General features: G+C 63.0%; 23 protein-coding genes. 15 read left to right on the top strand and 8 right to left on the bottom strand.

Features of this window, described 5'->3' with window-relative positions; genetic code table 11:
* Positions 1-60: 60 nt before the first annotated feature.
* The gene (locus XH93_RS33930) at positions 61-1,713 is read right to left on the bottom strand and encodes a TrkA C-terminal domain-containing protein (RefSeq protein WP_246799371.1); all 1,653 of its coding nucleotides are present in this window, start codon (positions 1,711-1,713) and stop codon (positions 61-63) included.
* Positions 1,714-1,727: 14 nt separating this feature from the next.
* Positions 1,728-3,419, bottom strand: a complete 1,692-nt coding sequence (gene aspT / locus XH93_RS33925; RefSeq protein ID WP_194470814.1) for an aspartate-alanine antiporter — start codon at positions 3,417-3,419, stop codon at positions 1,728-1,730.
* A gap of 323 nt (positions 3,420-3,742) precedes the next feature.
* On the opposite strand from aspT, the gene aspD reads away from it, so the two are divergent.
* Together aspD and XH93_RS33915 are read left to right on the top strand one after the other, a co-directional pair.
* Positions 3,743-5,374 carry an aspartate 4-decarboxylase gene (gene aspD, locus XH93_RS33920; protein ID WP_194470813.1) on the top strand — a complete coding sequence of 544 codons (1,632 nt, stop codon included), beginning with the start codon at positions 3,743-3,745 and terminating at the stop codon, positions 5,372-5,374.
* Between the two features lie 141 nt (positions 5,375-5,515).
* Positions 5,516-5,770, top strand: coding sequence for a hypothetical protein (locus XH93_RS33915; protein WP_194470812.1), 255 nt, complete (start codon positions 5,516-5,518; stop codon positions 5,768-5,770).
* 34 nt (positions 5,771-5,804) lie between these two features.
* On the opposite strand, the gene XH93_RS33910 is transcribed toward XH93_RS33915, so the two are convergent.
* Complete coding sequence (locus XH93_RS33910) at positions 5,805-6,191, bottom strand: hypothetical protein (protein WP_246799370.1); 387 nt, start codon at positions 6,189-6,191, stop codon at positions 5,805-5,807.
* A 194-nt stretch (positions 6,192-6,385) separates the two neighbouring features.
* On the opposite strand from XH93_RS33910, the gene XH93_RS33905 reads away from it, so the two are divergent.
* Both XH93_RS33905 and XH93_RS33900 read left to right on the top strand, forming a co-directional pair.
* Positions 6,386-7,465 (top strand): AI-2E family transporter, encoded by a 1,080-nt coding sequence (locus XH93_RS33905; protein WP_194470811.1) that lies wholly within the window; start codon positions 6,386-6,388, stop codon positions 7,463-7,465.
* On the top strand, positions 7,465-7,893 hold the full coding sequence (locus XH93_RS33900) for a potassium channel family protein (RefSeq protein WP_172628394.1): 429 nt from the start codon (positions 7,465-7,467) through the stop codon (positions 7,891-7,893). The genes XH93_RS33905 and XH93_RS33900 overlap by 1 nt, the downstream gene beginning before the upstream one ends.
* 8 nt (positions 7,894-7,901) lie before the next feature.
* On the opposite strand, the gene XH93_RS33895 is transcribed toward XH93_RS33900, so the two are convergent.
* Positions 7,902-8,570, bottom strand: a complete 669-nt coding sequence (locus XH93_RS33895; RefSeq protein WP_194470810.1) for a helix-turn-helix domain-containing protein — start codon at positions 8,568-8,570, stop codon at positions 7,902-7,904.
* A gap of 248 nt (positions 8,571-8,818) precedes the next feature.
* Between XH93_RS33895 and XH93_RS33890 the strand changes: the two genes are divergently transcribed.
* The 3 genes from XH93_RS33890 (at position 8,819) to XH93_RS33880 (ending at position 11,934) form a co-directional block, all read left to right on the top strand.
* On the top strand, positions 8,819-10,663 hold the full coding sequence (locus XH93_RS33890) for an ABC transporter substrate binding protein (RefSeq protein WP_194470809.1): 1,845 nt from the start codon (positions 8,819-8,821) through the stop codon (positions 10,661-10,663).
* Between the two features lie 74 nt (positions 10,664-10,737).
* Positions 10,738-11,370: a response regulator transcription factor gene (locus XH93_RS33885; protein WP_194470808.1), complete on the top strand. Its 633-nt coding sequence runs from the start codon at positions 10,738-10,740 to the stop codon at positions 11,368-11,370.
* 114 nt (positions 11,371-11,484) lie between these two features.
* Positions 11,485-11,934, top strand: a complete 450-nt coding sequence (locus XH93_RS33880; protein ID WP_371814839.1) for a response regulator transcription factor — start codon at positions 11,485-11,487, stop codon at positions 11,932-11,934.
* Between the two features lie 16 nt (positions 11,935-11,950).
* Here XH93_RS33880 and XH93_RS33875 read toward each other — a convergent pair whose 3' ends face one another.
* Positions 11,951-12,493, bottom strand: a complete 543-nt coding sequence (locus tag XH93_RS33875) for an invasion associated locus B family protein (protein ID WP_246799369.1) — start codon at positions 12,491-12,493, stop codon at positions 11,951-11,953.
* 55 nt (positions 12,494-12,548) lie between these two features.
* Positions 12,549-13,436: a S9 family peptidase gene (locus tag XH93_RS33870; RefSeq protein WP_194470806.1), complete on the bottom strand. Its 888-nt coding sequence runs from the start codon at positions 13,434-13,436 to the stop codon at positions 12,549-12,551.
* A gap of 145 nt (positions 13,437-13,581) precedes the next feature.
* On the opposite strand from XH93_RS33870, the gene XH93_RS33865 reads away from it, so the two are divergent.
* The 3 genes from XH93_RS33865 to XH93_RS33855 all read left to right on the top strand — a co-directional run bounded on the left by XH93_RS33865 (position 13,582) and on the right by XH93_RS33855 (position 18,666).
* Positions 13,582-15,276, top strand: a complete 1,695-nt coding sequence (locus XH93_RS33865; protein WP_194470805.1) for a SulP family inorganic anion transporter — start codon at positions 13,582-13,584, stop codon at positions 15,274-15,276.
* A 171-nt stretch (positions 15,277-15,447) separates the two neighbouring features.
* Positions 15,448-18,198, top strand: a complete 2,751-nt coding sequence (locus XH93_RS33860) for a decarboxylase (RefSeq protein ID WP_194470804.1) — start codon at positions 15,448-15,450, stop codon at positions 18,196-18,198.
* Between the two features lie 33 nt (positions 18,199-18,231).
* Entirely contained in the window at positions 18,232-18,666 is a 435-nt protein-coding gene (locus tag XH93_RS33855) for a hypothetical protein (protein ID WP_194470803.1), read from the top strand.
* Positions 18,667-18,702: 36 nt separating this feature from the next.
* On the opposite strand, the gene ppk2 is transcribed toward XH93_RS33855, so the two are convergent.
* Both ppk2 and XH93_RS33845 read right to left on the bottom strand, forming a co-directional pair.
* Positions 18,703-19,503, bottom strand: coding sequence for a polyphosphate kinase 2 (ppk2, locus tag XH93_RS33850; protein ID WP_139864345.1), 801 nt, complete (start codon positions 19,501-19,503; stop codon positions 18,703-18,705).
* A 23-nt stretch (positions 19,504-19,526) separates the two neighbouring features.
* Positions 19,527-19,982, bottom strand: coding sequence for a hypothetical protein (locus XH93_RS33845; RefSeq protein WP_194470802.1), 456 nt, complete (start codon positions 19,980-19,982; stop codon positions 19,527-19,529).
* 155 nt (positions 19,983-20,137) lie between these two features.
* On the opposite strand from XH93_RS33845, the gene XH93_RS33840 reads away from it, so the two are divergent.
* The 5 genes from XH93_RS33840 (at position 20,138) to XH93_RS33820 (ending at position 25,000) form a co-directional block, all read left to right on the top strand.
* On the top strand, positions 20,138-20,581 hold the full coding sequence (locus XH93_RS33840; RefSeq protein ID WP_194470801.1) for a hypothetical protein: 444 nt from the start codon (positions 20,138-20,140) through the stop codon (positions 20,579-20,581).
* On the top strand, positions 20,574-21,806 hold the full coding sequence (locus XH93_RS33835; RefSeq protein WP_194470800.1) for an HlyD family secretion protein: 1,233 nt from the start codon (positions 20,574-20,576) through the stop codon (positions 21,804-21,806). Before XH93_RS33840 ends, XH93_RS33835 begins: the two co-directional genes overlap by 8 nt.
* Before the next feature lie 56 nt (positions 21,807-21,862).
* Positions 21,863-22,243 carry a hypothetical protein gene (locus XH93_RS33830; protein ID WP_246799368.1) on the top strand — a complete coding sequence of 127 codons (381 nt, stop codon included), beginning with the start codon at positions 21,863-21,865 and terminating at the stop codon, positions 22,241-22,243.
* Between the two features lie 154 nt (positions 22,244-22,397).
* Positions 22,398-24,071 carry a DUF3300 domain-containing protein gene (locus XH93_RS33825; RefSeq protein ID WP_194470798.1) on the top strand — a complete coding sequence of 558 codons (1,674 nt, stop codon included), beginning with the start codon at positions 22,398-22,400 and terminating at the stop codon, positions 24,069-24,071.
* Positions 24,068-25,000, top strand: coding sequence for a DUF2950 domain-containing protein (locus XH93_RS33820; protein WP_246799367.1), 933 nt, complete (start codon positions 24,068-24,070; stop codon positions 24,998-25,000). Before XH93_RS33825 ends, XH93_RS33820 begins: the two co-directional genes overlap by 4 nt.
* Positions 25,001-25,005: the final 5 nt, after the last annotated feature.

The raw sequence follows: 25,005 nt of genomic DNA, 5'->3' as shown, positions 1-25,005 counted from the left end.
AGCATCGAGGTGCGTTGGCTCATCCGGCGAAGACCACCACCATGACCGATCCCCAGGTCGTCAGCAGAATATTCGAGATCGATAGGCGGGCGTATAGCCAAGCACCACCACGGAGCTGCCGGAACGCTCCTGAATGGCAGCCATCGCTGCCGTGACCGTCTGTGCCCCGGTCAATGCGCCGAGCAGGAGGATAGGGTTCATGCGCAACACGAAATGGCCGAAGCAGAAGCCGACGATCTGCGGCAGCAGGGTGACGATCATGCCGCCCAGCAACAGGCCGATGCCGGATTCCTTGATGGCGGATAGGAAGATCGGGCCGGCATGAATTCCGGTCAGGCCGACGAACGCCGCCAGTCCGAGTGACGTCATCAGGCTGATGGCGCCGTCGGGGATCCGGCCGAAATACGGTAGACGCGTGCGCAGATAGCCGACCAGAAGTCCGGCGAGCAGCGTGCCGACGCTGGTGCTCAGCGAGATCGTGACGCCACCAACCGTAAATCCCGCGAGAACGCCAATCAGGCCGCCGAGGAAAATCGCTAGCCCCAGCACGACGAAATCGATGGTGTTGCTCGGCGCAACGATGACGCCGATGCTCTTGGCGGCGTTCTGCACCACGGCGTCAGAACCGACGATGCGAAGCAGATCGCCGCGCTGCAGGACCGTGCCGGCGGCGATCGGAAGCGCTTCACCACCGCGGCTCACCGCGCGCAAGTAGAGGCCGCGCGACCAGCTCTGTTCCGACGCCTGCTGGAGACTGGTGCCCGCGAGTTTTGCGTTGATCAGGAACACGTCGGCCGAGACCAGCGGGATATCGAGCAACTCCCGGTCCTCGACCTCCTCGCCGCGCGGTTCGATCAGCTCGACGATGATCTGGCGCGCTGCTGACAGCGCGATGACATCGCCGGCCGCCAGCACCGTTCCAGGCTCCGCCTCGAGAATGCGCTCGCCGCGGCGGATGCGATGAATGAACACGCGTTGTCCGGGCACGCGGGCTTCGGCGGCCGCGACCGTCAGTCCGGCGATCGCCGCTTCATCATCTAGCCGGTAGGCGCGCATTTCGAATTTGCGCCAGGCCGACGCCAGCCCCGGCTTGGCGCGCGTGATGCCTAGCGTCTGTTCCAGCTTGAGCGCTTCCGTCTTCAGATCGATCTTGAGCAGCGCCGGAACGACGATCGTGCAGAATGTGATCACGCCGGCATAGCCGAAGATGTAGCAGACCGCATCGGCGACTGCGATGTGCGAAACGAACAGCGCGCGCTGTGCGTCGGACACCGGCAGTCCGTTGACCGCGTCGGTCGCCGTTCCCATTGCAGCGCTCTGACTCAGGGCGCCGGACATCAGCCCGGCCGCAAAACCGGGGTCGAGTTGCAGCGCGCGTGTCACAACGATCGCGGTCGCAAGGCCGGTTAGGCTCACGACGACGGCCATCAGCATCGGCTTCAATCCATCGCGTTTCATCGCCAGCACGAATTGCGGTCCGACCGAATAGCCAACCCCGAATAGGAACAGCAGGAACAGGAACGATTTCGTCATGCCGGAGACCGGCACATGCGCGAAGTCGCCGACCGCGAGGCCGGCGAAGAGCGCGCCGGTTACCGGGCCAAGGCTGAAAGCGCCGATCCTGAAGCTTCCGATCCAGTAGCCCGCCGCGATCACCAGAAATAACGCGAGTTCCGGATAGCGAACCAGAAACTGCTGCAGCCAGATCGACATGGTCCGGGCCGCGGCTAGGTCATCATCATCACCAGCACCATGCCCCAGATCGTCAGCAGCGTGTTTCCGACCGCGTAGGTGACGGTGTAGCCAAGGCCGGGAATCTGGCTCTTGGCGCGATCGTTGATCATGCCGAGCGATGCGGTGGTCGTACGCGCGCCGGAGCAGCATCCGAGCAGGATCGCGTCGTGGAAACGGAATACGTATTTGCCGACAAACATCGCCAGGATCAGCGGCACGGTGGTCACGACGACGCCCCAGAGGAACAGGCTAAAGCCGAGCTTCTGCAATCCGGCGACAAATCCCGGTCCCGAGGAGATGCCGACCACGGCAATGAAGACGTTCAGGCCGACCGAGTTCATGAACCACACGGTGGGTGACGGGATGCGGCCGAACGTCGGGTGCACGGATCGGAGCCAGCCGAAAAACAGACCGGAGATCAGCGCGCCGCCGGAGGTGGACAGGGTGAGCGGCACGCTCCCGATCTTGTAGACGAAGGCGCCGACCAGGGCGCCGATCGCAATGGCTGCCCCAATGAACGCGACGTCGGCAACGTCGGTCGCGCGATCCGGCCGGCCCAGCATCTTTGTCGTGGCGGCCACGTCGGAGGTGCGACCGACCAGGGTGACGATGTCGCCCCGGTTGATCTTGGTGTTCGGCAGGATCGGAATCTCGGTCGCGATCGCGCCCCGCACGATCCTGCGCAGGAATACGCCGCGCGCGCCCGGTTCCTTCGCCAGTTCTTCCAGCGTCTTGCCATCGACGTCCTTGCTGGTCACGTAGACATCGACGCCCTCGATCGGCACCGCTAGCAGCTCACGGTCGTCGACTTCCTCCGCCTGCTCGCCGATCAGCTGCACCAGCACATCGCGGCGGCCGGCGACGGCGACGACATCGCCGGCATGGATCACGGTGTCGGAAGTGGCCTCCACGATCTTGCCGCCCTGCCGAAGCCGGAGGACGAAGACCCGATGATCGGGAATCAGCGCCTCGGCCTGCGCGACCGTCTTGCCGACGACAGGCCCACGCTCGCGAACGCGATAGGCGCGCACATCGAACTGGTGCCAGGCCGTCCCAGGACCACCCAGCTCCTTCTTGCCGCCATGCTCTTCCTCATATTTCTTGCATGCGGCCTCGAGATCGATGCCGAGCAGCGCGGGACCGAGCAGGGCCAGCACGATCGCCGACCCGACCGTGCCGAAAATGTAGGTCACGGCATAGGCGACCGGCATGGCATCCAGCAGCTTCTTGGCTTCGTCCGCGGGCAGGCCGAGGCGATTGATGGCGTCGGTCGCAAGCCCCATCGACGCGGAGATCGTCTGCGAGCCGGCATAGAGCCCGATGGCCGATCCGACGTCGTAGCCGGCGATCTTTGCGCCGAAATACGCAGAGAGCAGACAGAAGACACAAACCACGGCGGCGAAGATCGCCTGCGGAACGCCGTCCTGCGCGATGCCGCGCACGAACTGCGGCCCGACGCCATATCCGATCGCAAACAGGAACATCAGAAAGAAAAACGGTTTGAGCGGCCCTGAGATGGTAATGCCGATCTGGCCGATGATGACCGCGGCGATCAGCGTCGCGGTGACGGCGCCGAGACCGAGACCCTTGAAGGTGAAGGATCCGAAATAGTAGCCCAGGGCCAGAGAGAGGAAGATCGCGATTTCGGGATAGGTGCGGAGCGTCTGGAAGAGCCAATCGATCATGATGTCACCCGTTCATGCTGTCCCGGGGCTTCGGCATGCGCCTGCTTCGGTCTCGCGCAGGGGGCCGAAAAGGGCGAGCAACTGCTTCGGTCAGCATCAGACGGTGGTTGGCGAGATGGATGTTGATCTATGTCAACCGCTACTGCGGGAGCCTTGCGATTTCATCGTCTTGCCGACGACGCACGCGTGCGTCGCTGCAGTCGCATCGGCTGCACGGAGACCGTTGACATAGATCAAGGCGCGTCCCCGGCCGCCGATCATGCTGAGCGCAAGGCGCCTGTCCGCCTCCATCCCAACAGCTTGCATCGCCCCGGGAGTGTCAAATGGCCGATCTTCTGACCTTAAAGAAATTCGAAGCGTTGAGCCCGTTCGAGATCAAGGACGAGCTGATCAACCTCGCGAAGAGCACTTCGAAGCTGAGCCAGATGCCCTTCCTGAACGCCGGACGGGGCAATCCGAACTGGGTGGCCACGACGCCGCGTGAAGGTTTCTTCCTGTTGGGCCAATTCGCCATCACGGAGAGCAAGCGGGTGATGGAGCATCCGGCTGGGATCGGCGGCATGCCGCAGGCAAAGGGCATTGCCGGGCGGTTCGAGACCTGGCTCAAACTGCACAAGGACATGCCAGGCGCGAGCTTCCTGACCGAGATGCTGCCCTTCGCGGTGAAGAAATTCGGCTTCGATCCGGATGCCTTCGTCCACGAACTGGTTGATTCGATCATCGGCGACAATTACCCGGTACCGGACCGCATGCTGGTGCATAACGAGAAGATCGTGCACGAGTACCTGATGTGGGCGGTTTGTGGCGAGCCCCGGCCGGCGGGAAAATTCGACATCTATGCGGTCGAGGGCGGCACGGCGGCGATGTGCTACCTCTTCAAGTCGCTGAAGGCCAATCGGCTGCTGGTGCCCGGCGATACGATTGCCCTGGCGACGCCGATTTTCACGCCCTACATCGAGATGACGCACCTTGAAGACTACGACTTGAAGGTCGTTCAGATCAGGGCGCCGCAGGAAAACAAATTCCAGTTCACCGACGAGGAAATCAGGAAGCTGGAGGATCCGAAGATCAAGGCCTTCTTCGTCGTCAATCCGTCCAACCCTCCGGGGATGGCGTTAAGCAAGGAGACGATTGCCAAGTTGGCCAATTTGGTCAAGACCAAGCGCCCCGACCTGATGATCCTCACCGACGACGTCTATGGCACCTTCGTGCACGGCTTCCGTTCGTTGCTCGGCGAATTGCCGCACAACACCATCGGCGTCTACTCCTATTCGAAGTATTTCGGCTGCACGGGTTGGCGGTTGGGGGCCATCGCCATCAACGAAGACAACGTCTTCGACAAGATGATCGCCAGGCTCCCGGACGAGGCCGTCAAGGCACTCGACAAGCGCTATGGGCCGCTGACGCTCGAACCGCGCAAGCTCAAGCTGATCGACCGCATCGTCGCCGACAGCCGCGACGTGGCACTCAATCACACCGCCGGGCTGTCGTTGCCGCAGCAGGTCATGATGAGCCTGTTCTCGCTGGCGGAGATGATGGACGTGAACAAGGCCTATCAGGCCGCCTGCATGGAAATCGTCAACAAGCGCCTGTGGTCGATGCTCGACGGCCTCGGCCTTGCCGACAAACTGACCCCGAATCCGAACTATGATGCCTACTACGCCCTCATCGATTTCGAGTTCTGGGCTCGAAAGAACATCGGCGATGATGCCGTGGAACACCTGAAGAAGGGTGTCCATCCGCTGGATCTCGCGTTCAGGCTGGCCGAGGCCCACGGCATCGTGCTGTTGAACGGAGGCGGCTTCGATGCGCCGGAATGGTCGCTTCGCGTGTCGCTCGCGAACCTCCCTGATGATGTCTACGACGACATCGGACGCGGCGTCCGGACCATCGCCAGAGGCTATCGCGATGCCTACGAGGCGGCGACGGGCAAGGGCGGGGCGGCAAGGCGCTGATGAACTAAATTTTCCCCGGTCGCGGAGACGCCCTGACTTCCGGCGCGACAGCTGGCAGCAGACAACGCTGTCAGGTCATACGCCGCTCAGGTGTCACGGCGTCAACCGCCCGGCTCCTATAGCCCGATTGGGTTAGGCAGGTTGTCGCGTCTGATCTCGATCGTGTGGCACAAGCTGCACTGGACACCCGGTTCCACCGTGATCTACGTAGACACCATGGGGAACGGCAGCGACATATTTGGTCAAATGCTTCGCGCATGCCGGCCGGCCCAAATTCGCGGTCGGTTGCGTCATTGGCTTGAAGCGATCGACGGCGATTTTGCTTTCAGAATGGTCGTCATGACAGCCGGGATGGTGTCGACTGTCGCGTTTGCCTTTGGACTGCTGTCGCCCTGAGCGCTAAATCCGCATCAAGATCGTTGCAAATTCGCTACCATCCGTAATAGTAGCGCGGCTGCGCGTAGCCGTAACCTCCGCCAGGCGGGCAATAGCCGTATCCGTAACCATAGCCATATCCGCCGTAATAGGGGTATCCACCATAGGCCGAGCTCGCGATGGCTCCGCCAACGATCGCGCCGGCAGCGGCGGCGCCCCATCCTCGATAACCCCAGCCGCCGTAGCCGCCTCGCCAGCCGCGATAGCCCCAGCCACCGCGCCAGCCGCCACCCCAGCCGCCCCAACGAGCCTCAACGACGCCATTGTCGACCATGCCTTTCATGGCTGCGACGTTGGTCGGCAGCGGGGCCGCCTGGCCTGCGCCAATGCCGATCGTGCTCGCAAGCAGGATCGTGGCCAGCAGGGTGTTGGTGTTCTTCATGATGTCCTCCACATCGGGGTGACGCGTGCGGCCGCGATCGACACGGCGCGCAAGTGCATGACCAAATTCCGGATCATGCGGAGGCAAGCCTGTCAGCCGGCACCATCCGACGCTTGATCTGGATCAAGCAGCGTGTGCCAAGGTGATGCCACGGCTTCCTGCGTGCCTGCTGACGCTCAATCGGAAGCGCGCCCTTGAAAACCCCTCGCCAACTCGTGGCCGGAGACGAGTTCATCCAACTCGCAATCCGTCTCGGATTGCTGGCGTTGCTGATCTACTGGTCGTTCGTCCTGGTCCGCCCGTTCGTGCCGATCCTGGCCTGGAGCGCCGTGCTCGCGGTCGCGCTCTATCCGGTATTCAACTGGCTCACTGCGATGCTCGCCGGCCACGCGGGCATTGCCGCTCTGGTCCTGACCTTGATCGCATTGGGTGTCGTCATCGGACCGGCGGCCTGGCTCGGGATCGGGGCGGTGGAGGGGGTGAGGGAGCTCGCCGAACAGCTGAGCGCCGGCAACGTCGTCGTGCCGTCGCCGATGCCGGAGATCAGGGATTGGCCGCTGATCGGCGGCCCGCTCCATGACCTCTGGGATCGGGCATCGACCAATCTGCGCGCCGTGTTGCGCGAGGTCGTGCCGCATCTGAAGCCGCTGGCCGGGATCCTGTTTGCGTTTGCCAGCAACGCAGGGGTCGGAGCACTGAAGTTTGTGCTGGCGGTCGTCGTGGCGGGTTTCCTGCTTCCCCACGGACGGCAGCTTGCCGCGGCGTGCAGGGGCTTCCTGTCCCGTATCGTGCCCGAGCAGAGCGAGCACTTCCTCGACCTTGCCGGCGCAACGATTCGAGCGGTCTCCCAGGGCGTCATAGGCGTCGCCGTCCTGCAAGCGCTGCTGGCCGGCATCGGCTTCAAGCTGGCGGGAATTCCGAGCGCAGGGCTGCTGGCGTTGGTCGTGATGCTGCTTGCGATCGTGCAGATCGGGGCGGCGATCGTGCTGTTCCCCGTTATCATCTGGCTCTGGTCGACCAAGGACTTCGCGACGGCGCTCGCGCTGACGCTGTTCTTCCTGGTGGTCGGCGTCCTCGACAATGTGCTGAAGCCGCTGGTCATGGGGCGGGGCCTGACCACGCCGGCGCTGGTCATCTTCGTCGGCGTGATCGGCGGCACGCTCGCGCACGGCATCGTGGGCCTGTTCATTGGGCCAATTATTCTCGCGGTCGCCTGGGAGTTGATCACGGCGTGGATCCGCGATGACCGCGCCCGGCTGGCGGGGCAGCGATGATGCTATTTCAGCTGATCGTGGGATCGGCGGTCAGTGCGATCAATATTGTGCTGCACTCGTTGTTCACCGTCGCGGTGATCGGACTGTTGCGCAATGTCACCTTCAGCGCCACCGGCCGGTCTGGGCTGCAACTCAGCGGCGTGATGGTGGCGACTGCGCTGATCCTGATGCTAGCCCACACGTTGGAGATCGTGGTTTGGTCACTGGCCTATTTTGTATGCAGTGCCGCGCCCGCCGGCAGCGATCTGCTCTATTTCGCCTTTGTGAACTACACAACGCTTGGCTATGGCGACGTCGTTCCGGTCAAGAAGTGGCAGCTGATCGGGCCGATGGCCGCCATGAACGGCATCCTGATGTTCGGCTGGTCGACAGCGGTCCTGTTCGAAGTGCTGCAGAAGACCATCGAGCGCCAGGCGAGATCCTCGTGACGTCGCGGTCAATTGTCCAGCCTGGCCAACTGCTCGCGGTCAACCAGCATGATTTCGCGCTGGTTCGAACCGAGGAAGTTGAGGGCCCCATAGGCGTGCAGTTTGGATAGCGCGCGCGACACGGTCTCGAGGGTCAGCCCGAGATAGTCGGCGATATCGCGCCGGCACATCGGCAGGGCGACGACGCCTACCCCGGTCAGCCGGCGATCCATTTCGAGCAGGAACGCGGCCACCCGCTCCAACGCGGTCTTGCGGCCGAGCAGCAGCATGTGGTCTTCGGCGTGTTGCAGGTTGCTGGTGGTCATGACCAGCAGATTGCGAGCCAGGGCGGAATCGGAATGGGCCACCCGTTCGAGGCTCGTCCGCCTGATCAGGCGCACATTCGTGTCGACGATAGCTTCGGCCGTGAAGCGATGGAATTCGGCATTCTCAAGTCCGAAAATGTCTCCGACGAGATGAAAGGCGCCAATCTGGCGTCGGCCGTCGGACAGCAGCTTGTAGCTGCGGACGGCGCCGGAGACGACCTGGTAAACGTACTCCGCGGGTTCCTTCTCGCCGTAGATCTCGGCGCCCTTTCTGTAGTGGAATTCGCTAGTGATGAAATTGGCGTGCTGGGCGGTCAGCCCGCCGAGGATGCTCGGTACGTTGGCCGGTCTAACATTGACGTGAGCGAACATGGACCAACTCACTCTGTAATGAACTTGCGACGTCCGCGCGGTTCGAAATGTCTGTCCGCGCGCAATGACTACGACACGGATCGAACAGCTTCTATTGGTCTTGAGGTCATTGTCCTAAAGGACAGGGTACGCAAAATGCGATAGTCTCTTCGCAATTGCTGCACACAATCTTAGATTACTTTTCAATTTTCACGACGATGACGGGGTGCTAGCTTTCTTGAACCCGTCGGTCTCCGGCTCCGAGCGATATGGGCAAGGCAATTCGGCTCTCTGGACTGATTATCCTGCTGGCTACGTTGTTGTTGCCGGCTGGTCTCCGGGCGCAGCAGATGCGTCCACATTCCATGCTGGTGCTCGACCAGTCCGACCGGCGCGGTCCGTTCTACTACCAGGTCTTCGTCGGGTTGAGGGATGCCGTGAGCGCGCACGGTCACGCTCCGACGACCGTCTACACGGAGAGCCTCGATCTCAATCGCTTCGGCGGCGAGGCCTATCAGGACAGCTTCCAGAGGTTTCTCGAGGTGAAATATCGCGATCGGCCGATCGGCGTCGTGGTTGTCGTTGGAGCGGCGGCGCTCGAGCTTGCGCTCCGCTGGCGCCCGCAGCTTTGGCCCGACGCGCCGATTGTGTTTGCGCTGGTGGAAGAGGCCGATTTCAAGCGATTGCGGCCGCCTGCCTATGTCACCGGCGGCATCCTGGACTTGAAGTTCAACGATGCCGTCTCGGCCGCCCGCGCCGTGGTACCGAACCTCAAGACCGTCGTGCTCGTCGGCGCGGAATGGGAGCGGCAGGTCATCTTTCGCAACTGGAAAGACCAGGCAGCGGCCGGCATTGCGGGCGTCGATATTATCGAAATAGTCGGACGCCCGATGCCGGATATCGTTGTGCGGGTCGCCGCGCTTCCTGACCACAGCGCGATCGTCTACACGGGCCTCTATAGCGACGGCAAAGGCAACTACTATCCACCTTCGGATGCCCTCGCATTTGTCGCGGCGAAGGCAAATCGCCCCATCGTGGTGCCGGCGGAGACCTTTCTCGAGCCAGGCGGCGTCGGCGGATATGTTCTCGTTCCGTCCTTGATCGGTGCCGAGGCAGCGCAAAGGGCGCTGCGGATTCTGGATGGAGAGGCGCCGGAGAACCTGCCGCCGTCGGTCGTCGATGCTGTGAAGCCGATCTTCAATTGGCGGCAGATGGAGCGCTGGGAGGTCAGCGAGGCCAGTCTGCCGCAGGGCAGCGAAATCCGCTTCCGTGAGCCAGGCTTCCTGGAAAGGTATCGCTGGCGGGCGGTTGCGCTAGCCACGGCGGTACTGGTTCAGTCCTTGCTGATCGCCTTCCTGCTGCACGAGCGGCATATGCGGCGGAAGGCCGAGGTCGAAGCCAGCAATCAGCAGTCCCAGCTTGCCCACATCAATCGGCAAGCGACCGCCGGAGAACTGTCGTCCTCGATCGCCCATGAGCTGAATCAGCCGCTCGGCTCGATCCTGACCAATGCGGAGACGGCGGAGTTGATCCTCGCTTCGCCAACACCTGACCTTCAGGAGGTGCGGGAGATCATTTCGGACATCAAGCGCGACGATCTGCGTGCGAGCGAGGTGATCCGCCGGATGCGCAGCCTGCTGAAGCGTGCGCCATTTGAGAAGAAGGAGATCGATCTCAACCAGATTATGCGGGAAGCATTCGATTTCCTCAAGCTGCAGGCCTCGTCGCGCAACGTCGCGATCTACCTGCAGACGTCGCCGCAGACCCTGCGGGTGAAAGGCGACCCGGTCCAATTGCAGCAGGTCATTCTCAACCTCGCGGTCAACAGCATGGACGCAATGGCCAAGATGCCCTACGGACGCACGATCATCGGCCGTACTGAACTCAACGGCGAGGCGTCGGCCGTGATTTCGATCTCCGATTCCGGTCCGGGAATTCCCCAGGACAGGCTGAACGAGATTTTCGATCCGTTCTTCACCACAAAGGAGCAGGGAATGGGCATCGGGCTGTCGATCGCGCGGACGATCATTCTGGCGCATAGTGGTCAGATCTGGGCCGAAAACCAGTCCGGCGGTGGAGCGGTATTCCACCTTTCATTACCACTGGCGGCATAGCGCGTTTGGGCTCTTTTCTTGGCAAGAGGCAGTGCTAATAGTTTGCTTGTCAGTCGGGTGGAAGAGAGAGGGTAATGCACGCTTACGTGCATATTGTTGATGACGACGCCTCGTTTCGTACGGCGCTCGAGCGCAGGCTCAAGCTTGCGGGCTATCGTGTTGCGACATACGCATCGGCCCGGCAACTGCTCGATCAATTGCCCGGCGATGAAGAGGCTGGCTGCATCCTGCTGGACGTACGCATTCCCGGGATGAGTGGCCCGGAGCTGCAGATCCGTCTCAACGAGCTGGAGTCGACACTTCCGATCGTATTCCTCACCGGGCATGCCGACACGGCGACGACCGTGCAGGCGATCAAGGCGGGGGCCGAGGATTTCCTGACCAAGCCGATCGAGTCGGAGCAGCTGATCGAAGCGATCAATCGCGCCGTTGCCCGACACGAGTTGACCCGTACTGCGCGAACCAGGCTCGACACTCTCCGTGCGCTGCTGGCGAGGTTGACCCCACGCGAGCGGCAGGTGTTCGATCTGATTGTACGCGGTCGGATCAACAAGCAGATCGCCTACGAGCTCGGCACGACGGAACGCACCATCAAAGCGCACCGTCACCAGGTCATGGAGAAGATGCAGGTGCAGTCACTTGCCGAGCTGGTCTCGATTGCCGAGCGGCTCGGCGCGCGCGAGCTCGATGGCGAGCTCAAGGGGTGATCGGCCGGGGGCGGTTTCGGTCGTCCATGTCCCATGGTACAATATGAAAGCCCTGTGACGGCGCGTATCTCCAATGGTGGCCGCGACGATGTCGCGTGCCGGTGAGATTTCGATGTGTCCTTTGTCCGGGCACGGACGCTGGGCAGCAAGTGGAGATTCCGATTCCGCGACAAGGTAGAGGCCCCGGATTTGCCGACCGCCAAAATTGTCTTCGTCGTAGACGATAACCCCTCGATGCTCCGTGGAATCGGACGGCTGCTGCGGGAATATGGCTTTGCATCCAGATTGTTCGAGACCGGAAATGCCTTGCTGATGGATGGCGGCTTCGATCGCGCGCTGTGTCTGATCCTGGACGTCAATCTCAGCGATGGTTCGGGGATCGAATTGCGGCACCGCCTGACGGATCAGGGCGTCGACGTTCCCGTTATCTACATCACCGGGAATGACAACCCGGCGACGCGCATGGCGGCGATCGCATCGGGATGCGTGGCCTATCTGACCAAGCCATTCACGGCAAAATCGCTGATGCAGCCGATCGAGCAGTTGTTGGCTAGCGTCGTCTAGCGATCGCGAACCTCAATTATTCGTCAATGACCTGATCGAGCATCAGCGTGGGCGCTCCCTTGCGGACGCTCGCAAAGCGGTCGAGCGGCACGGATGTCGTCACCGTCAGAATGCTGGTGTCGACCACCTCGATCGCGAGTGCCTTTCCGCTATCCATTTCCTCGATCAGTCCGGGATCGGCAACATTGGCCGCGATGCAGATGTTGCTCACGCACCAGGTATAGGGCATGCGATGGATTTGCTGCTGGTCGACCGACAGTTTGACCCCGGCCTGCAGGTACATCCCGACCGGCAGGAACAGCTGGAGCCGGGAGGTGCCGTCTTCGCGCTCGACCAGATCAACGCGCACGGCGGTCTGGCCGGTCGCCAAAGTGCCGGTGATTGTCGTTCTGCACAATGTCTTGGCGCCGGCAGCGTTGAAGCAGAGCTTTCGCCATTCGCCGTACTTGACGTCCCGCGCTGCACGCGCTCCCCGCGGGGAAACCTCGGGACTGTCGTTGACTGCGGCTGGCGGTGAGGGCGCCTGCTGACCATGCGCCGCACCGATGCTCGCCGCCAACAGCGCGAGGGTAGCCAAGACACCATATCCGACCATGGATGCTCCTCCGGGGTGCCTAGCGAGCCCTGTCCACAAACCGCTCGACCAATGGCGACCTGATCGGAATCGAATCGGGAGAGCCGATCAGGAAATGCCCTTCGTCGCCGAACCGCGGCAACAGATGGTACTCGGCCCGGCCGCCGGCGCGGATGAACGCCTCGTACATTCGCTTCGACAGGGCCGAGCCAAAGAACGTGTCGTTCTCGATGTAGAGCCACAGCATCGGGACCCGCGATGTGTGGCCAAACGCGCCGGTCGCTTCGACCAGCCTGTCGGGATTGCAATTGTTGTTGGGCTTGCCGTCGACGCGGCCGCCGCGGCCTGCCGCGAAGGCGATGATGGCCTTGACCTGCGGCGGATTGAGGCTCGACAGCGCGATCGCCGCCCAGCCGCCGGCGGACTGGCCGAGGACGATGACGCCTTCCGGCAGGGTGCGCTTTTCGGCGGCCATGTAATCGATGATCCAGAGATCGACCTGCGCGACGGCGAGGCCCGGATCGAGGAAATTGGGATTGGCGCATTTCCCGATCTTGGAGAAGAACGGGCCATAGAGACCGCGTTCGGGAATATCGATCGCCGCTGCGCCGTAGCCGGTACCGACCGGCGCCACCACGAGATAACCGCGCCGTGCAAACCACATCGCGGCATCGCGAAACTCGACCAGCGGGAAGAAGCTGCGATCCCTGGGGTTCAGCGACACGCCGTGGTTCATGATGACCAGCGGAAAGGGGCCGTCGCCGAGCGGGCGGACCAGATAAGCGAACATCGGCAGCGGCAGCGGCAACGCCCAGATCTCCTCCTGGATGCGCGGGGATGTGCCCTGGTCGTCTGCGCGCGCTGCGGCGATCAGACCGAGCAACAGAAGTGCTCCGGTGGTGAGCACTCGGAAGCCGTGCAGGCGCATGTCATGCCCTCCGGCGGGCCGCGGACACAATGTGTGGGTTTGCGACCATCGTTGACCAGCGAGTGCGAGGCTTGATCTGAATCAATGCGAATTGGCCCGGCCGGCGCGACCACGTCCGACCATTGCGCTTCACACGGCGGGTATGATGTCAGCCCAGGGGGAGACGAGTTGGATCCGCCACTTTCCGCCGGCGAGCTGGCTTGCCGATTACCGCGCATCCTGGCTTGGTGCGGACGTCATCGCCGGGGTCACGCTGGCGGCCTACGCGATCCCGGTGTCGCTGGCCTATGCCGGGCTCGCCGGCCTGCCGCCGCAGATCGGGGTTTACGGTTACCTGCTTGGCGGCGTGGGTTACGCCTTGCTGGGCTCGTCCCGGCAACTCGCGGTGGGACCGACCTCGGCGATCTCGCTGATGATCGCCGGCGCCGTCGGCCTGCTGGCCGGCGGCGACGCCACGCGTTACGGGCAGATCGCCAGCCTGGTTGCCTTCAGCGTTGCCGTGCTCTGCCTGATTGCCTGGCTGTTCAGGCTCAGTGTGCTGGTGCGGTTGATCAGCGACAGCATTCTGGTGGGCTTCAAGGCCGGGGCAGGGCTGACCATCATCATGAGCCAGCTGCCCAGCCTGTTCGGCGTGGCGGGTGGCGGCCACAACTTTTTCGATCGCGCGATAAAGCTGGCCGGCCAGTTGGGCGATACAAGGCCGCTGGTGCTCGGCATTGGCGTGGTTGCGATCGTGCTGCTCCTGCTCGGCGAGCGCAGGCTACCCGGAAAGCCCGTTGGGCTGGCAGTGGTCGCGCTGTCGATCCTGCTCGTATCGGTACTTGGACTTGCTGCAATGGGATTGTCGGTGACCGGCAACATCCCGACCGGGCTGCCGAGCCTCGCGCTGCCGACCTTTGGCTTGCTCGAATTCGACGACCTCTTCCCGATCGCCGCCGGATGTCTCGTCCTGGCCTACGTGGAAGGCGTGTCCGCCGCGCGAAGCTTCGCGGCCAAGCACGGCTATGCACTGGATGTCCGGCAGGAGTTTCTCGGGCTCGGCGCGGCCAATCTCGCTGCCGCCCTGGGCCACGGCTACCCCGTCGCCGGCGGCCTGTCGCAGTCGGCGGTCAATGACGCCGCCGGCGCCCGGACGCCGCTGGCGCTGGTATTCTGTTCGGCGACGCTTGCGCTCTGCCTGCTGTTCTTCACCGGCCTGCTGACCAATCTGCCGAAGACGGTGCTTGCTGCGATCGTCTTCTCGGCCGTCTACAAGCTGGTCGATATCCCGGCGCTCGCCAGAATGTGGCGGATCAGCCGGATCGACTTCTATGCCGCGGTCATTGCGCTGGTGTCGGTGCTGTTCCTCGGGATCCTGCAGGGCGTATTGTTGGCGGCCGTCGCCTCGATCTTCCTGCTACTGCTCCGCGCATCGCAGCCCAATATCGCGTTTCTTGGCCGTCAGCCCGACAGCGGCCGCTATTCCGATCGGGCGCGACATGACGACGTGGAGCCGTTAAGGGGGATCATCGCGTTCCGTCCTGAAACCTCGCTGCTTTATGTCAATGCCGAGACGATCTTCGAGACGGTGTTGGCGGCGCTGCGGACGTCCGCCGACGTCAAGCTGGTGGCCTGCGATCTGTCGGCCTCGCCGTTCATCGACCTGGCGGGGTCGCGCATGCTGCATGATCTGCACCAGGAACTCGCATCGCGCGGAATCACGTTCTGCATCGTCGGCGCGCATGCGCAGTTGCGGGATCTGCTGCAGGCGGACGGTCTTGCCGACAAAACCGATAGCGGGGACTGGATGCGCACGCTCGACAGCGTCTTGAGCAACAGGATGCCGCAGCCGAGTAGCTAGCCCGCGCGGCCGCGCGGACCGCTCCCGATGCATCGGCCGTGTTGCATTGCAGGACATCGCGATCGGCTGCGAGGTTTACCTCAATCCGGCGCGGGCTTGACTTGGATCAAAGGCGGCGACGGGTGCGGTTCTTACGATTGGACGGAACCAGCGCCAAATCGGGAGACAGCGATGGCCAACGACGCGAAGCCGGCACAGCAGCGCATCGATCAGTTCTTCTCGGGCCCCGGCGGACGAGCCGACAGTTGGCGCGATCTGGTTGAGGCGGCAAAGATGTGGAGCAGGGACGGCGACCGTGCGGCGTATGACGCGGCGCTGTCGACGCTCGCGGTCACCGAGGAGTTTCACGGCTACCCGGGCCTTCACTTGATGACGGCGCTGAAGGAAGCCGCGGCGGCGGGCGACGCCGCCACCTCGCATATGCTTTCGGCGCGGATCGCGCAGGCGCTCCAGGCAAAATCCTTCCGCCAGCATGCCAGTGACTGGAGCACGCGCGACGAGGGCAATGGCGACGTACCCGATCTGCTCCCGCCAACGCTCGGACCATCGGCGGCGCGTCGTCCTTACTTCGAGACCTTGATCGTGACCGGGGTGCCAGCCAGCAACTGGCCGGGACTCCTGGCGGAATGGCGCAGGCTGCGGCGCCCGGTCGACGCGTTCATCTATGAGCCCGTGGTGGTCGGCAGCCTCGAGGACGCCTTCTGTGCGGCAATGCTGAATCCCAACCTTGCGGCGGTGGTGATCAACGAAGGCTTTGGACTGCGCTCGCGCCACGACGCGCCTGTGCTTCGTGCCATGACTGCCGCCATGGGGCTCAACGAGGAGTCCGATGCGTCCGCGCTACGGCTGGCCCACATCTTGAAGCGGATCCGGCCCGAACTCGATCTCTATTTGATGTCCAACCGCGACGTCGAGGAGCTGGCCGGCAGTCCCGAGGCCGACGTGGTGCGCCGGGTGTTCTACTCGGTCGAGGATATACTGGAATTGCACCTTTCAATTCTGGAAGGCGTGCAGGATCGCTTCGACACGCCGTTCTTCGACAATCTGAAAAAATACGCGCAGCGGCCGATCGGGACCTTCCACGCGCTGCCGATCGCGCGGGGCAAGTCCGTATTCAAGTCGGACTGGATCCGCGATATGGGCGAATTCTACGGGCTGAACCTGTTCCTTGCCGAGAGCAGCGCCACCACCGGCGGCCTCGACAGCATGCTGGAGCCGACCGGCAACATCAAGAAGGCGCAAGAGAAGGCCGCGCGCGCTCTCGGCGCCGATCGCGTCTACTTCGTGACCAACGGCACCTCGACATCCAACAAAATGGCGGTGCAGGCGCTGCTCGGTCCCGGCGACATCGCCATCGTCGATCGCAACTGCCACAAGTCGCACCATTACGGCATGGTGCTGGCGGGCGCGCAGCCGCTCTACGTCGAGGCATTCCCGATGACGGAATACTCGATGTATGGCGCGGTGCCGCTGAAGACGATCAAGCAGGCACTGCTGAACGCCAAGGCCGATGGCCGGCTCGACCGGATCAAGATGATCGACCTGACCAATTGCACCTTCGATGGTCACATCTACAACACGCGGCGGGTGATGGAGGAATGTCTCGCCATCAAGCCCGACCTGATCTTCCTCTGGGACGAGGCCTGGTTCGGCTTCGCGCGGTTTTCGCCGTTCCTGAGGCGGCGAACCGCGATGGGCGCGGCGAACGAGATCGAAGCCTGGATGCGCGATCCAAAGTCGGTTGCCGCTTACGAGAAGCAGCAGGCCGAACTTGGCAAGAACCCCTCGGACGAGGTGCTGCTCAAGACCAGGCTCATCCCCGATCCGCGCCAGATCCGGTTGCGGGTCTACCAGACCAATTCGACGCACAAGTCGATGTCGGCGATCCGGCAGGGCTCGATGCTGGCCGTCAAGGACATCGAATTCCACACCGTCGAAGCGCAGTTCAAGGAAGCCGTCTTCACGCATGCTTCGACCAGCCCGAACCAGCAGTTGATCGCAAGCCTCGACGTCTCGCGCCGGCAGATGGAGCTCGAGGGCTATGGACTGGTGGCCAACGCAATGGAGATTGCATTTGCCATCCGCAACGCGGTCAACACCAATCCGTTGATCTCCAGATATTTCCGCGTTCTCGGCGCCGACGCCATGGTGCCGAAGGATTATCGCCAGAGCGGATTCACGGATTATCTGGCGGCGGGCACCAACTGGTCGAGCGCCCTGAAGAGCCTGAACGATGACGAGTTCTGCCTCGACCCGACCCGCATGACGCTGGTCTGCGGCACGGCCGGTTACGACGGAACGTCGTTCAAGGGCCTGCTCGCCAGCCGCTACAACATCCAGGTCAACAAGACCTCGCGCAACTCGGTCCTGATCCAGTCCAATATCAACAATACGCGAAGCGATGTCGCGCATCTTGTCCGGGTGTTAGCCGAAATCTCCGGTGAAATCGATCGCGGCCTGGCCAAGGGCGGCGCGAACGCCAAGGTCGATTTCGACGCCAGGGTCAACAGCCTGATGAAGGACGTGCCCGACCTGCCGAACTTCTCGCATTTCCACGATGCCTACCGTGGCGATGCCGGCACGAAGACGAACGAGGGCGACATTCGCGGCGGATTCTATTCAGCCTATGATGCCGCCGGATGCGAATACATTCGCCTGAACGATCCCGAGATCGACCGGCGTCTGAAGAACGGGCCCGCTCTCGTCTCCGCCAACTTCGTGATTCCGTACCCGCCGGGCTTCCCGATCATGGTCCCCGGCCAGGTCATCACCCAGGAGACCATCGACTTCATGCGCAAGCTCGATGTCAAGGAAATCCACGGCTACGACGCGGCCGAGGGCCTGAAACTGGTGACGACCGAGGCCTTGGCCAGGATGGGCAAGCCGAAGGCGGCGGCACCGAAGCTCAAGGCTGCATCATAGATTGCTGACGCAACCGATCTCTGGAGGGAAAACATGAGGAAAGCAAATCTGCCTGGAATTGTCGCCGCATTGGTGATCGGATGCGCCGGCTTCAGCACACCGTCGCGGGCTGAAACCGGCTCAGTCGCCGTTATCTTCACCAAGGGTGGGTTCATCGTCGGTGTCGGAGGCGGCGAGGGCGTATTGACCCTGCGCGGCAAGCATTATCCATTCACCGTGTCGGGCATGAGCGTCGGCTTCACGATCGGCGCCTCGACCACCAAGTTTGTCGGGCGTGCGATCAACCTCAGGGGGCCGGCCTCGCTCGAAGGCTCGTACACCGTCGCGGGCGCGGGCGGTGCGATCGCCGCGGGTGCCGGCGGGGTGCAACTGCAGAACGCCAACGGCGTGATCCTGCAGCTCAGCGGCCCGAAGGTCGGTGCCGAAGTGTCGGCCGCGGTGGGCGGCGTCTCGATCCGCCTGAAATAGGCCGGGACCCGGGCCGCGCCTGGCGCGGCCTGGCCTTCAATAGCGCGCCTCGACGAACTTCATTCCGCGCAGACCGGCCTGATCATTGTAGCGGCCCTTATCGGAGCGCCGGGGAAGCTTGACCTTGTCGCGCTTCACGCGTCCGTAGGGAATCGTCTTCAGGAGGTGTGAAATGCAGTTCAGTCGCGCGCGCCGCTTGTCGTCGGAGCGGATGACGTACCAGGGTGCGTGCTTCGAGCTCGTCGCCTTGAACATCAGGTCGCGGGCCCGGGAGTAGTCGTACCAGCGGCGGTAGGATTCGGTGTCCATCGGGCTCAGCTTCCATTGCCGCAGCGGATCGTCGATCCGGGCCCTGAAGCGGCGCTCCTGCTCCTCCATCCCGACCTCGAGCCACAGCTTGATCAGGATGATGCCGCCTTCGATGATGTATCGCTCCATCTGCGGGCAAAGCGCGAGGAAGCGCTTGTGCTCCGCCGGCGTGCAAAACCCCATCACATACTCGACGCCCGCGCGATTGTACCAGCTGCGGTCGAAGATCACGATTTCGCCGGCGGCCGGAAACTGCTGCATGTAACGCTGAATGAAGAGCTGGGATTTTTCGCGATCGGATGGTGCGGGCAGCGCGACCACGCGAAACACGCGCGGGCTTACCTTCTCGGTGAGCGCCTTGATGGTCCCGCCCTTGCCGGCCGCATCGCGTCCCTCGAACAGGACGATGACCCGGAGCCTGTTCGCCTTCACCCATTCCTGCAGATGGCAGAGCTGAATCTGCAGCTTGTGCAGCTCTTCCTCATAGTCCTTGCGCTTCATCTTCCCGGTGGACTTGTCTTTGGCCATGGAATGCGCATCCATCGTTTGAACTAGTCGCCCCAGGCGATGACGATGCCAATGTCGCCGGGCATGCCACCAGGGTACTCAACGACCTGGTAGCGGATGCGGTAGCCGCGCGGCTGCAGGTAGTCCGCCCAGAGCTGGTATATTTCCTTGGGTATACCTGTCAGCGTCTTCTCCCAGCCCGCTTCCATCTGGTTGATGGCCCGTCCCTTGTCGGTGCACAGCGTGTTGGGAAATCGGTAGACCTGAACTTCGGTCAGGCCGTTGCGCACCGCGCGCTGGATCACCGTCGACGCCAGCTTGACCTTCTCGTCCTCGCTGAGCCCGGACGGCTTACTCAGCCGCTCGATCAGGGCGCGCTTCTCGGCTTCCACAGCCGCCGCGCGCTTGGCATGCTCCTCGGCTTTCTCCGCCTCCTTGAGGGCGGCCTGTTTCTGGATCTCGCGCGCATTTGGGATCAGGTCATCGATTTTGTCTGGCATGGCTGGGGACTCCTAAGCCCGATCTCGACCTTGCCCTCGAACGGTAGGGGCGGGCCGACCGCTTTGCTTGATCCAGATCAAGCAAGCGCGATAGGATAACCAGCACGGTTCAATCGGGAATCGCATGCGTTTCGGTCGCAAGTGGGAGGATTGGCTTGAGCGAACAGATTCATCCGTTGGCTCCGCATCATCTGCCGTTCTTCATTCCTGGCGTCGACGGGTCGGACACCCTGACCTTGGTGATGGGCATTTTCCTTGTAGCCACAGTCCTATGGGTCGGCACTCTGTACTGGAGGCTGCACAGCTTGCCGGAGCGCATGGCGCACAAGAGCCAGAAGCTGCAGTTTGAGATCGTCGCCGTCCTCGGCCTGATATCGCTTTTCACCCACATGCATATCTTCTGGGTTGCCGGCCTGCTGCTGGCACTGATCGACCTACCGGATTTCGGCACGCCGATGCGCAGCATTGCCGATTCCGTCGAGCGCATCGCCGACGCCACGCCGGGCGCGCCCGCTGCCGAGCCGGAAGCCGAAGCCGTACCTGGCGGCAGTCAAGACGTCCGGACGCCGACGAAGCAGGAGGTGCACAGCCATGCTTGAGCTGATGATCTGCTCGCTGGTGACGATCCTGCCGGATTACCTCTACCGCCGCTATCGGCAAGGCAAACGGTTCGGCAAGGAGATCACGTTCTTCTCGGTCTGGTACGAACTGAGGTGGGGTATCACCGGCTGCCTGATGCTCACGGTCTCGTTGATCACGATGATCTTCTACTTTCATCCCTCGACCACCGCCGCGGCGATCTACTTCAGGACGGTGCCAATCCTGCCGGAAGGCTCCGGCCGGGTCGTCGAGGTCAATGTCGGCTTCACCGCGGCGGTCAAAAAGGGGGACGTTCTGTTCCGGCTCGATAGTTCGAGGCAAGAGGCCGCGCTCGAGACTGCCAAGCGAAAGATCGCCGAGGTGGATGCGTCGCTCATCTCGGCAAAGGCCGATGTCGTCAAGGCGGACGCTCAGGTCGGGGAGGCGAAAGCCTCCTTGCAGCAGGCCAGGGACGAGCTGGATGTGAAGAGCGAATTGCAGCGCCGCAATCCCGGCATCGTGCCGCAGCGCGACATCGACAAGCTGCAGGTCCTGGTCGATCAGCGGCAGTCCGGCGTCGATGCCGCCAACGCCGTCAAGGAATCGGCGACGTTGCGCGTCACTACGCTCTTGCCGGCGGAGAAGGCAAGCGCCGAGGCCGCGCAGGCGCAGGCGCAAGTGGACCTCGACAAGACCTTCGTCCGTGCCGGCGTCAATGGCCGCGTCGAGCAATTCCTCGTGCGGCCCGGAGACCTCGTCGCTCAGATCATGCGGCCGGCCGGAATTCTGATACCGGACGAAGCGGGCCGAAACAGGTTGCAGGCGGGGTTCGGGCAGATCGAAGCCCAGGTGATGAAGCCCGGTATGATCGCGGAAGCCACCTGCATGTCGAAGCCGTGGGTGATCATTCCGCTGGTCGTTACCAGCGTGCAGGATTTCATCGCCACCGGCCAGTTTCGCGCCAGCGAGCTGTTGATCGATCCGCAGAACCTGCAAAAGCCGGGTTCGATCCTCGTGTTCCTCGAGCCGCTCTACAAAGGCGGGCTTGACGGCGTGACGCCGGGCAGCAGTTGCATCGTCAATGCCTACACCAGCAACCATGACGAGATTTCCGATCCGAAAACCGGCGCGTTGAAGGGCTTTGCCCTGCACGCCGTCGACGCGACCGCACTCGTTCATGCATTGCTGCTTCGGATCCAGGCCCTGCTGCTGCCGATCCAGACACTCGTGCTGAGCGGTCACTGACGCGCGCAACAGGGAGGTGTCGGATGAACCCAGGCTACAGGCTTCGCGCGATCGTCGTGGCGAGCACGATCCTCGTACTGCCAGATTGCGCGCATGCGTTCGATCTCACCGGCGCATGGGCCACGAGCGCGGACCAATGCGGCAAGGTGTTCATCCGCAAGGGGCGGGCGAGCCAGGTCACCTTCAGAAACCTCTCCGGCGTCTACGGCAAGGGATTCATCGTCGAGGCCGACCGGTTGAGAGGCAAGTTCGAGATTTGCGCGATCAAGTCGCGCAAGGACGAGGGGCAGACGATCAATATCATCGTCGGCTGTGCACAGGGGATCATGATGTCCAACGTGCAATTCTTTCTCAAGACCGTCGACGATAACACTATCACGCGGCAGTTCCCCGGTGTTGAGGGGATGGACGCCACGTACTACCGCTGCAAGATCTAGACGGTTTCGGGATGCGCAATCGATGCGTGGGTCTTGCGTTGCAGCAACCAGGCAATTTGCGAGATTGAAGCAGCGCGACTTTCCTTGATCTTGATCAAGGGGCTGCGATGCCCGTGTCCGATGCTGCCCGCCATCGTCGTCGATGGAGGTTGCAATGTTCCGTCCGGGCAAGTTCCTGCTCGCGCTCGTGCTGTCGTCGCTAGTCCCCGTTGCGGCGGTTGCGCAAACCACCGACAAGCCGCCGGCCCAGGCTAGCCAGCCGGCCGCCGCATCAGCCCAGCCGGCCGATCAGCTCCTGAAGCCTGAACAGCTGGAAGCCCTGGTGGCGCCGATTGCGCTCTATCCGGACTCGCTGCTGGCCAACGTGCTGGCGGCATCGACCTATCCGCTCGAGGTCGTGCAGGCCGATCGCTGGCTGAAAGAGCGCAAGACGCTCAAGGGGGACGCGCTGAAGGCCGAGGTCGACAAGCAGGCCTGGGACGACAGCGTGAAGGCGCTCGCGAGCACGGCCGACGTGCTCTCGATGATGAGCGACAAGATCGATTGGACCAAGAATCTCGGCGATGCCGTGCTGGCCCAACAGGCCGATGTCATGGATGCGATCCAGCGGCTGCGCAGCAAGGCGCAGGCCAACAACAAGCTGGTGACGACCAAGCAGCAGAAAGTGAGCGTGCAGACGCAGGAGAACAAGCAGGTCATCGTCATCGAGCAGACCGATCCCAATACGATATACGTGCCCTACTACGAGCCGGCGACAGTCTACGGGGCGTGGCCCTATGCAGACTACCCGCCGTATTATTTCGGCTATCCGTCCTACATCGGCGCCGGCGTGGTCGCAGCAGGCCTCGCCTTCGGTGCCGGTTGGGCGATCGGGCGATGGGGCAATTATTGGGGCGGCGGCTGTAACTGGGGCAACCGCAACGTCTACGTCAATCACCGTACCACCAACATCGGAAATGGCTGGCAGCACAATTCAGTCCATCGGCAGGGCGTGCGCTATAACAACACCAACGTTCAACAGCGCTTCGGCAATAACAACATCAAGGCCGGTGCCTCGAACCGGATGGATTTTCGCGGTCGCGACGGGCAGCAGGTGCTGCGTCCCAACCAGGATCGGCCGGGTGGCGGAGATCGTGCAGGTGCGGCGGATCGAGCAGGTGATCGAGCCGGCGACCGGGCCGGGGATCGCGGTGGAGATCGTGCCGGTTCTCGCGACCGGCCCGGCGGCGGCGAACGCGCTGGCGGGGCAGATCGCGCCAAGGGCGGCGACCGCGCCAAGGCCGCCAACCGGGGCGGCGCCGGCACGGCCAACCGGAGCGCCGGCAATCGTGGCGGGGGCAATCGCGGCGGCGCCATGAACGTGTCATCCAGCCGGGCGGCTTCAGCCGCGTCGGCGCGCGGCCGGTCGAGCATGGCGAGCATGCCGCGAGGCGGAGGTGGCTATGGCGGTGGCGGCTTCGCCGGCCGTGGCGGTGGCGGATTCAGTGCGGGCGGGGGCGGCGGTTTCCGCGGCGGTGGCGGAGGTGGCGGCTTCCGTGGCGGCGGCGGTGGACGGCGTTCCGACATCGCGCTCAAGCACGATATCGAACTGCTTGGCCATCTCGCCAACGGCCTCGGCTACTACCGCTTCAGCTATCTCGGCAGCAGCAAGGCCTATGTCGGCGTGATGGCGCAGGAGGTCGAGCAGATCATGCCGGCGGCGGTGACACGCGGCGCCGACGGCTATCTCAGGGTCTATTACGACAGGCTCGGACTCAAGTTCCGGAGTTACAACGACTGGCTTGCCGCCGGCGCAAAGATTCCATCCCAGTCGGAGGCATCACGATGACAGGCTCTTCGCACTTGCGATTTGATCGCATTGCTTCCATCGGTCTTGCCGCAGCGGCAGCGCTCGCGCTGCTGCTGTCGCCAGCACGCGCCCAGCAAGGCTTCCCCAATCCGGAAGACGCGGCGTCCGCCCTGGCAACCGCGGTCAAGGCCGGCACCAGTCGGGCCATGCTGAAGGTGCTTGGCCGCGATGCTGCCGATATTATCGAGTCGGGCGACGATGTCGCCGACGCCAACGCGCGGCAGAGCTTTCTGTCCGCCTACGACGCCAGGCATTCGATCAAGGCCGACGGCAACAAGAAGGCCATCCTGATCCTGGGCGCGGACGACTTCCCGTTCCCGATTCCGCTCGTCAACAACCATGACGGCTGGAGTTTTGATGCAGCTGCGGGGCGCCGGGAAATCCTCTACCGCAGGATCGGCCGCAACGAGCTCGCTGCGATCCAGACCTGTCTTGCCTATGTCGACGCCCAGAACGAATACGCGGAAACGGATCGCGGCGAAGGCGTGGGCACCTATGCCCAACGCATCGTCAGCAACCCGGGCAAGACCGACGGATTGTTCTGGCGCGACGACAAGGATCCGAGTCCGCTCGGTGAGCTGGCGGCCCAGGCCGCGGCCGAAGGCTACAGGGTCGGCGAGCAGGGCACGCCGTACCATGGATACTATTATCGGATCCTGAAGGCGCAGGGCTCCGACGCCCCGGGCGGCGCGCTGAACTATGTTGTGAAGGGCAAGATGATCGGTGGATTTGCCCTGGTCGCCTATCCGGCCGAATACGCCAATTCCGGCGTCATGACGTTCCTCGTCAACCACACTGGAACGGTCTACCAGAAGGATCTCGGCTCACGCACCGATTTCATCGCCAAGCGCATGATCGTGTTCGATCCGGATCACACCTGGAAGAAAGTGGACCCGACAAATCCCTGAGCGAA

The sequence above is a fragment of the Bradyrhizobium sp. CCBAU 51753 genome, assembly GCF_015291565.1.
Classification (GTDB): Bacteria; Pseudomonadota; Alphaproteobacteria; order Rhizobiales; family Xanthobacteraceae; genus Bradyrhizobium; species Bradyrhizobium ivorense.
The sequence above is the reverse complement of the archived record's forward strand: the minus strand, read 5'-3'. Positions and strand labels throughout refer to the sequence as shown.

Excerpts from the sequence above, each read along its gene's own strand:
- XH93_RS33820 (WP_246799367.1), top strand. The coding sequence starts at position 24,068 with ATGACAGGCTCTTCGCACTTGCGATTTGATCGCATTGCTTCCATCGGT.
- XH93_RS33890 (WP_194470809.1), top strand. The coding sequence starts at position 8,819 with ATGGGCAAGGCAATTCGGCTCTCTGGACTGATTATCCTGCTGGCTACG.
- XH93_RS33845 (WP_194470802.1), bottom strand. The coding sequence starts at position 19,982 with ATGCCAGACAAAATCGATGACCTGATCCCAAATGCGCGCGAGATCCAG.
- XH93_RS33930 (WP_246799371.1), bottom strand. The coding sequence starts at position 1,713 with ATGTCGATCTGGCTGCAGCAGTTTCTGGTTCGCTATCCGGAACTCGCG.
- XH93_RS33900 (WP_172628394.1), top strand. The coding sequence starts at position 7,465 with ATGCTATTTCAGCTGATCGTGGGATCGGCGGTCAGTGCGATCAATATT.
- ppk2 (WP_139864345.1), bottom strand. The coding sequence starts at position 19,503 with ATGGCCAAAGACAAGTCCACCGGGAAGATGAAGCGCAAGGACTATGAG.
- aspD (WP_194470813.1), top strand. The coding sequence starts at position 3,743 with ATGGCCGATCTTCTGACCTTAAAGAAATTCGAAGCGTTGAGCCCGTTC.
- XH93_RS33885 (WP_194470808.1), top strand. The coding sequence starts at position 10,738 with ATGCACGCTTACGTGCATATTGTTGATGACGACGCCTCGTTTCGTACG.
- XH93_RS33855 (WP_194470803.1), top strand. The coding sequence starts at position 18,232 with ATGAGGAAAGCAAATCTGCCTGGAATTGTCGCCGCATTGGTGATCGGA.
- XH93_RS33895 (WP_194470810.1), bottom strand. The coding sequence starts at position 8,570 with ATGTTCGCTCACGTCAATGTTAGACCGGCCAACGTACCGAGCATCCTC.
- XH93_RS33870 (WP_194470806.1), bottom strand. The coding sequence starts at position 13,436 with ATGCGCCTGCACGGCTTCCGAGTGCTCACCACCGGAGCACTTCTGTTG.
- aspT (WP_194470814.1), bottom strand. The coding sequence starts at position 3,419 with ATGATCGATTGGCTCTTCCAGACGCTCCGCACCTATCCCGAAATCGCG.
- XH93_RS33865 (WP_194470805.1), top strand. The coding sequence starts at position 13,582 with ATGTCAGCCCAGGGGGAGACGAGTTGGATCCGCCACTTTCCGCCGGCG.
- XH93_RS33910 (WP_246799370.1), bottom strand. The coding sequence starts at position 6,191 with ATGAAGAACACCAACACCCTGCTGGCCACGATCCTGCTTGCGAGCACG.
- XH93_RS33835 (WP_194470800.1), top strand. The coding sequence starts at position 20,574 with ATGCTTGAGCTGATGATCTGCTCGCTGGTGACGATCCTGCCGGATTAC.
- XH93_RS33860 (WP_194470804.1), top strand. The coding sequence starts at position 15,448 with ATGGCCAACGACGCGAAGCCGGCACAGCAGCGCATCGATCAGTTCTTC.
- XH93_RS33825 (WP_194470798.1), top strand. The coding sequence starts at position 22,398 with ATGTTCCGTCCGGGCAAGTTCCTGCTCGCGCTCGTGCTGTCGTCGCTA.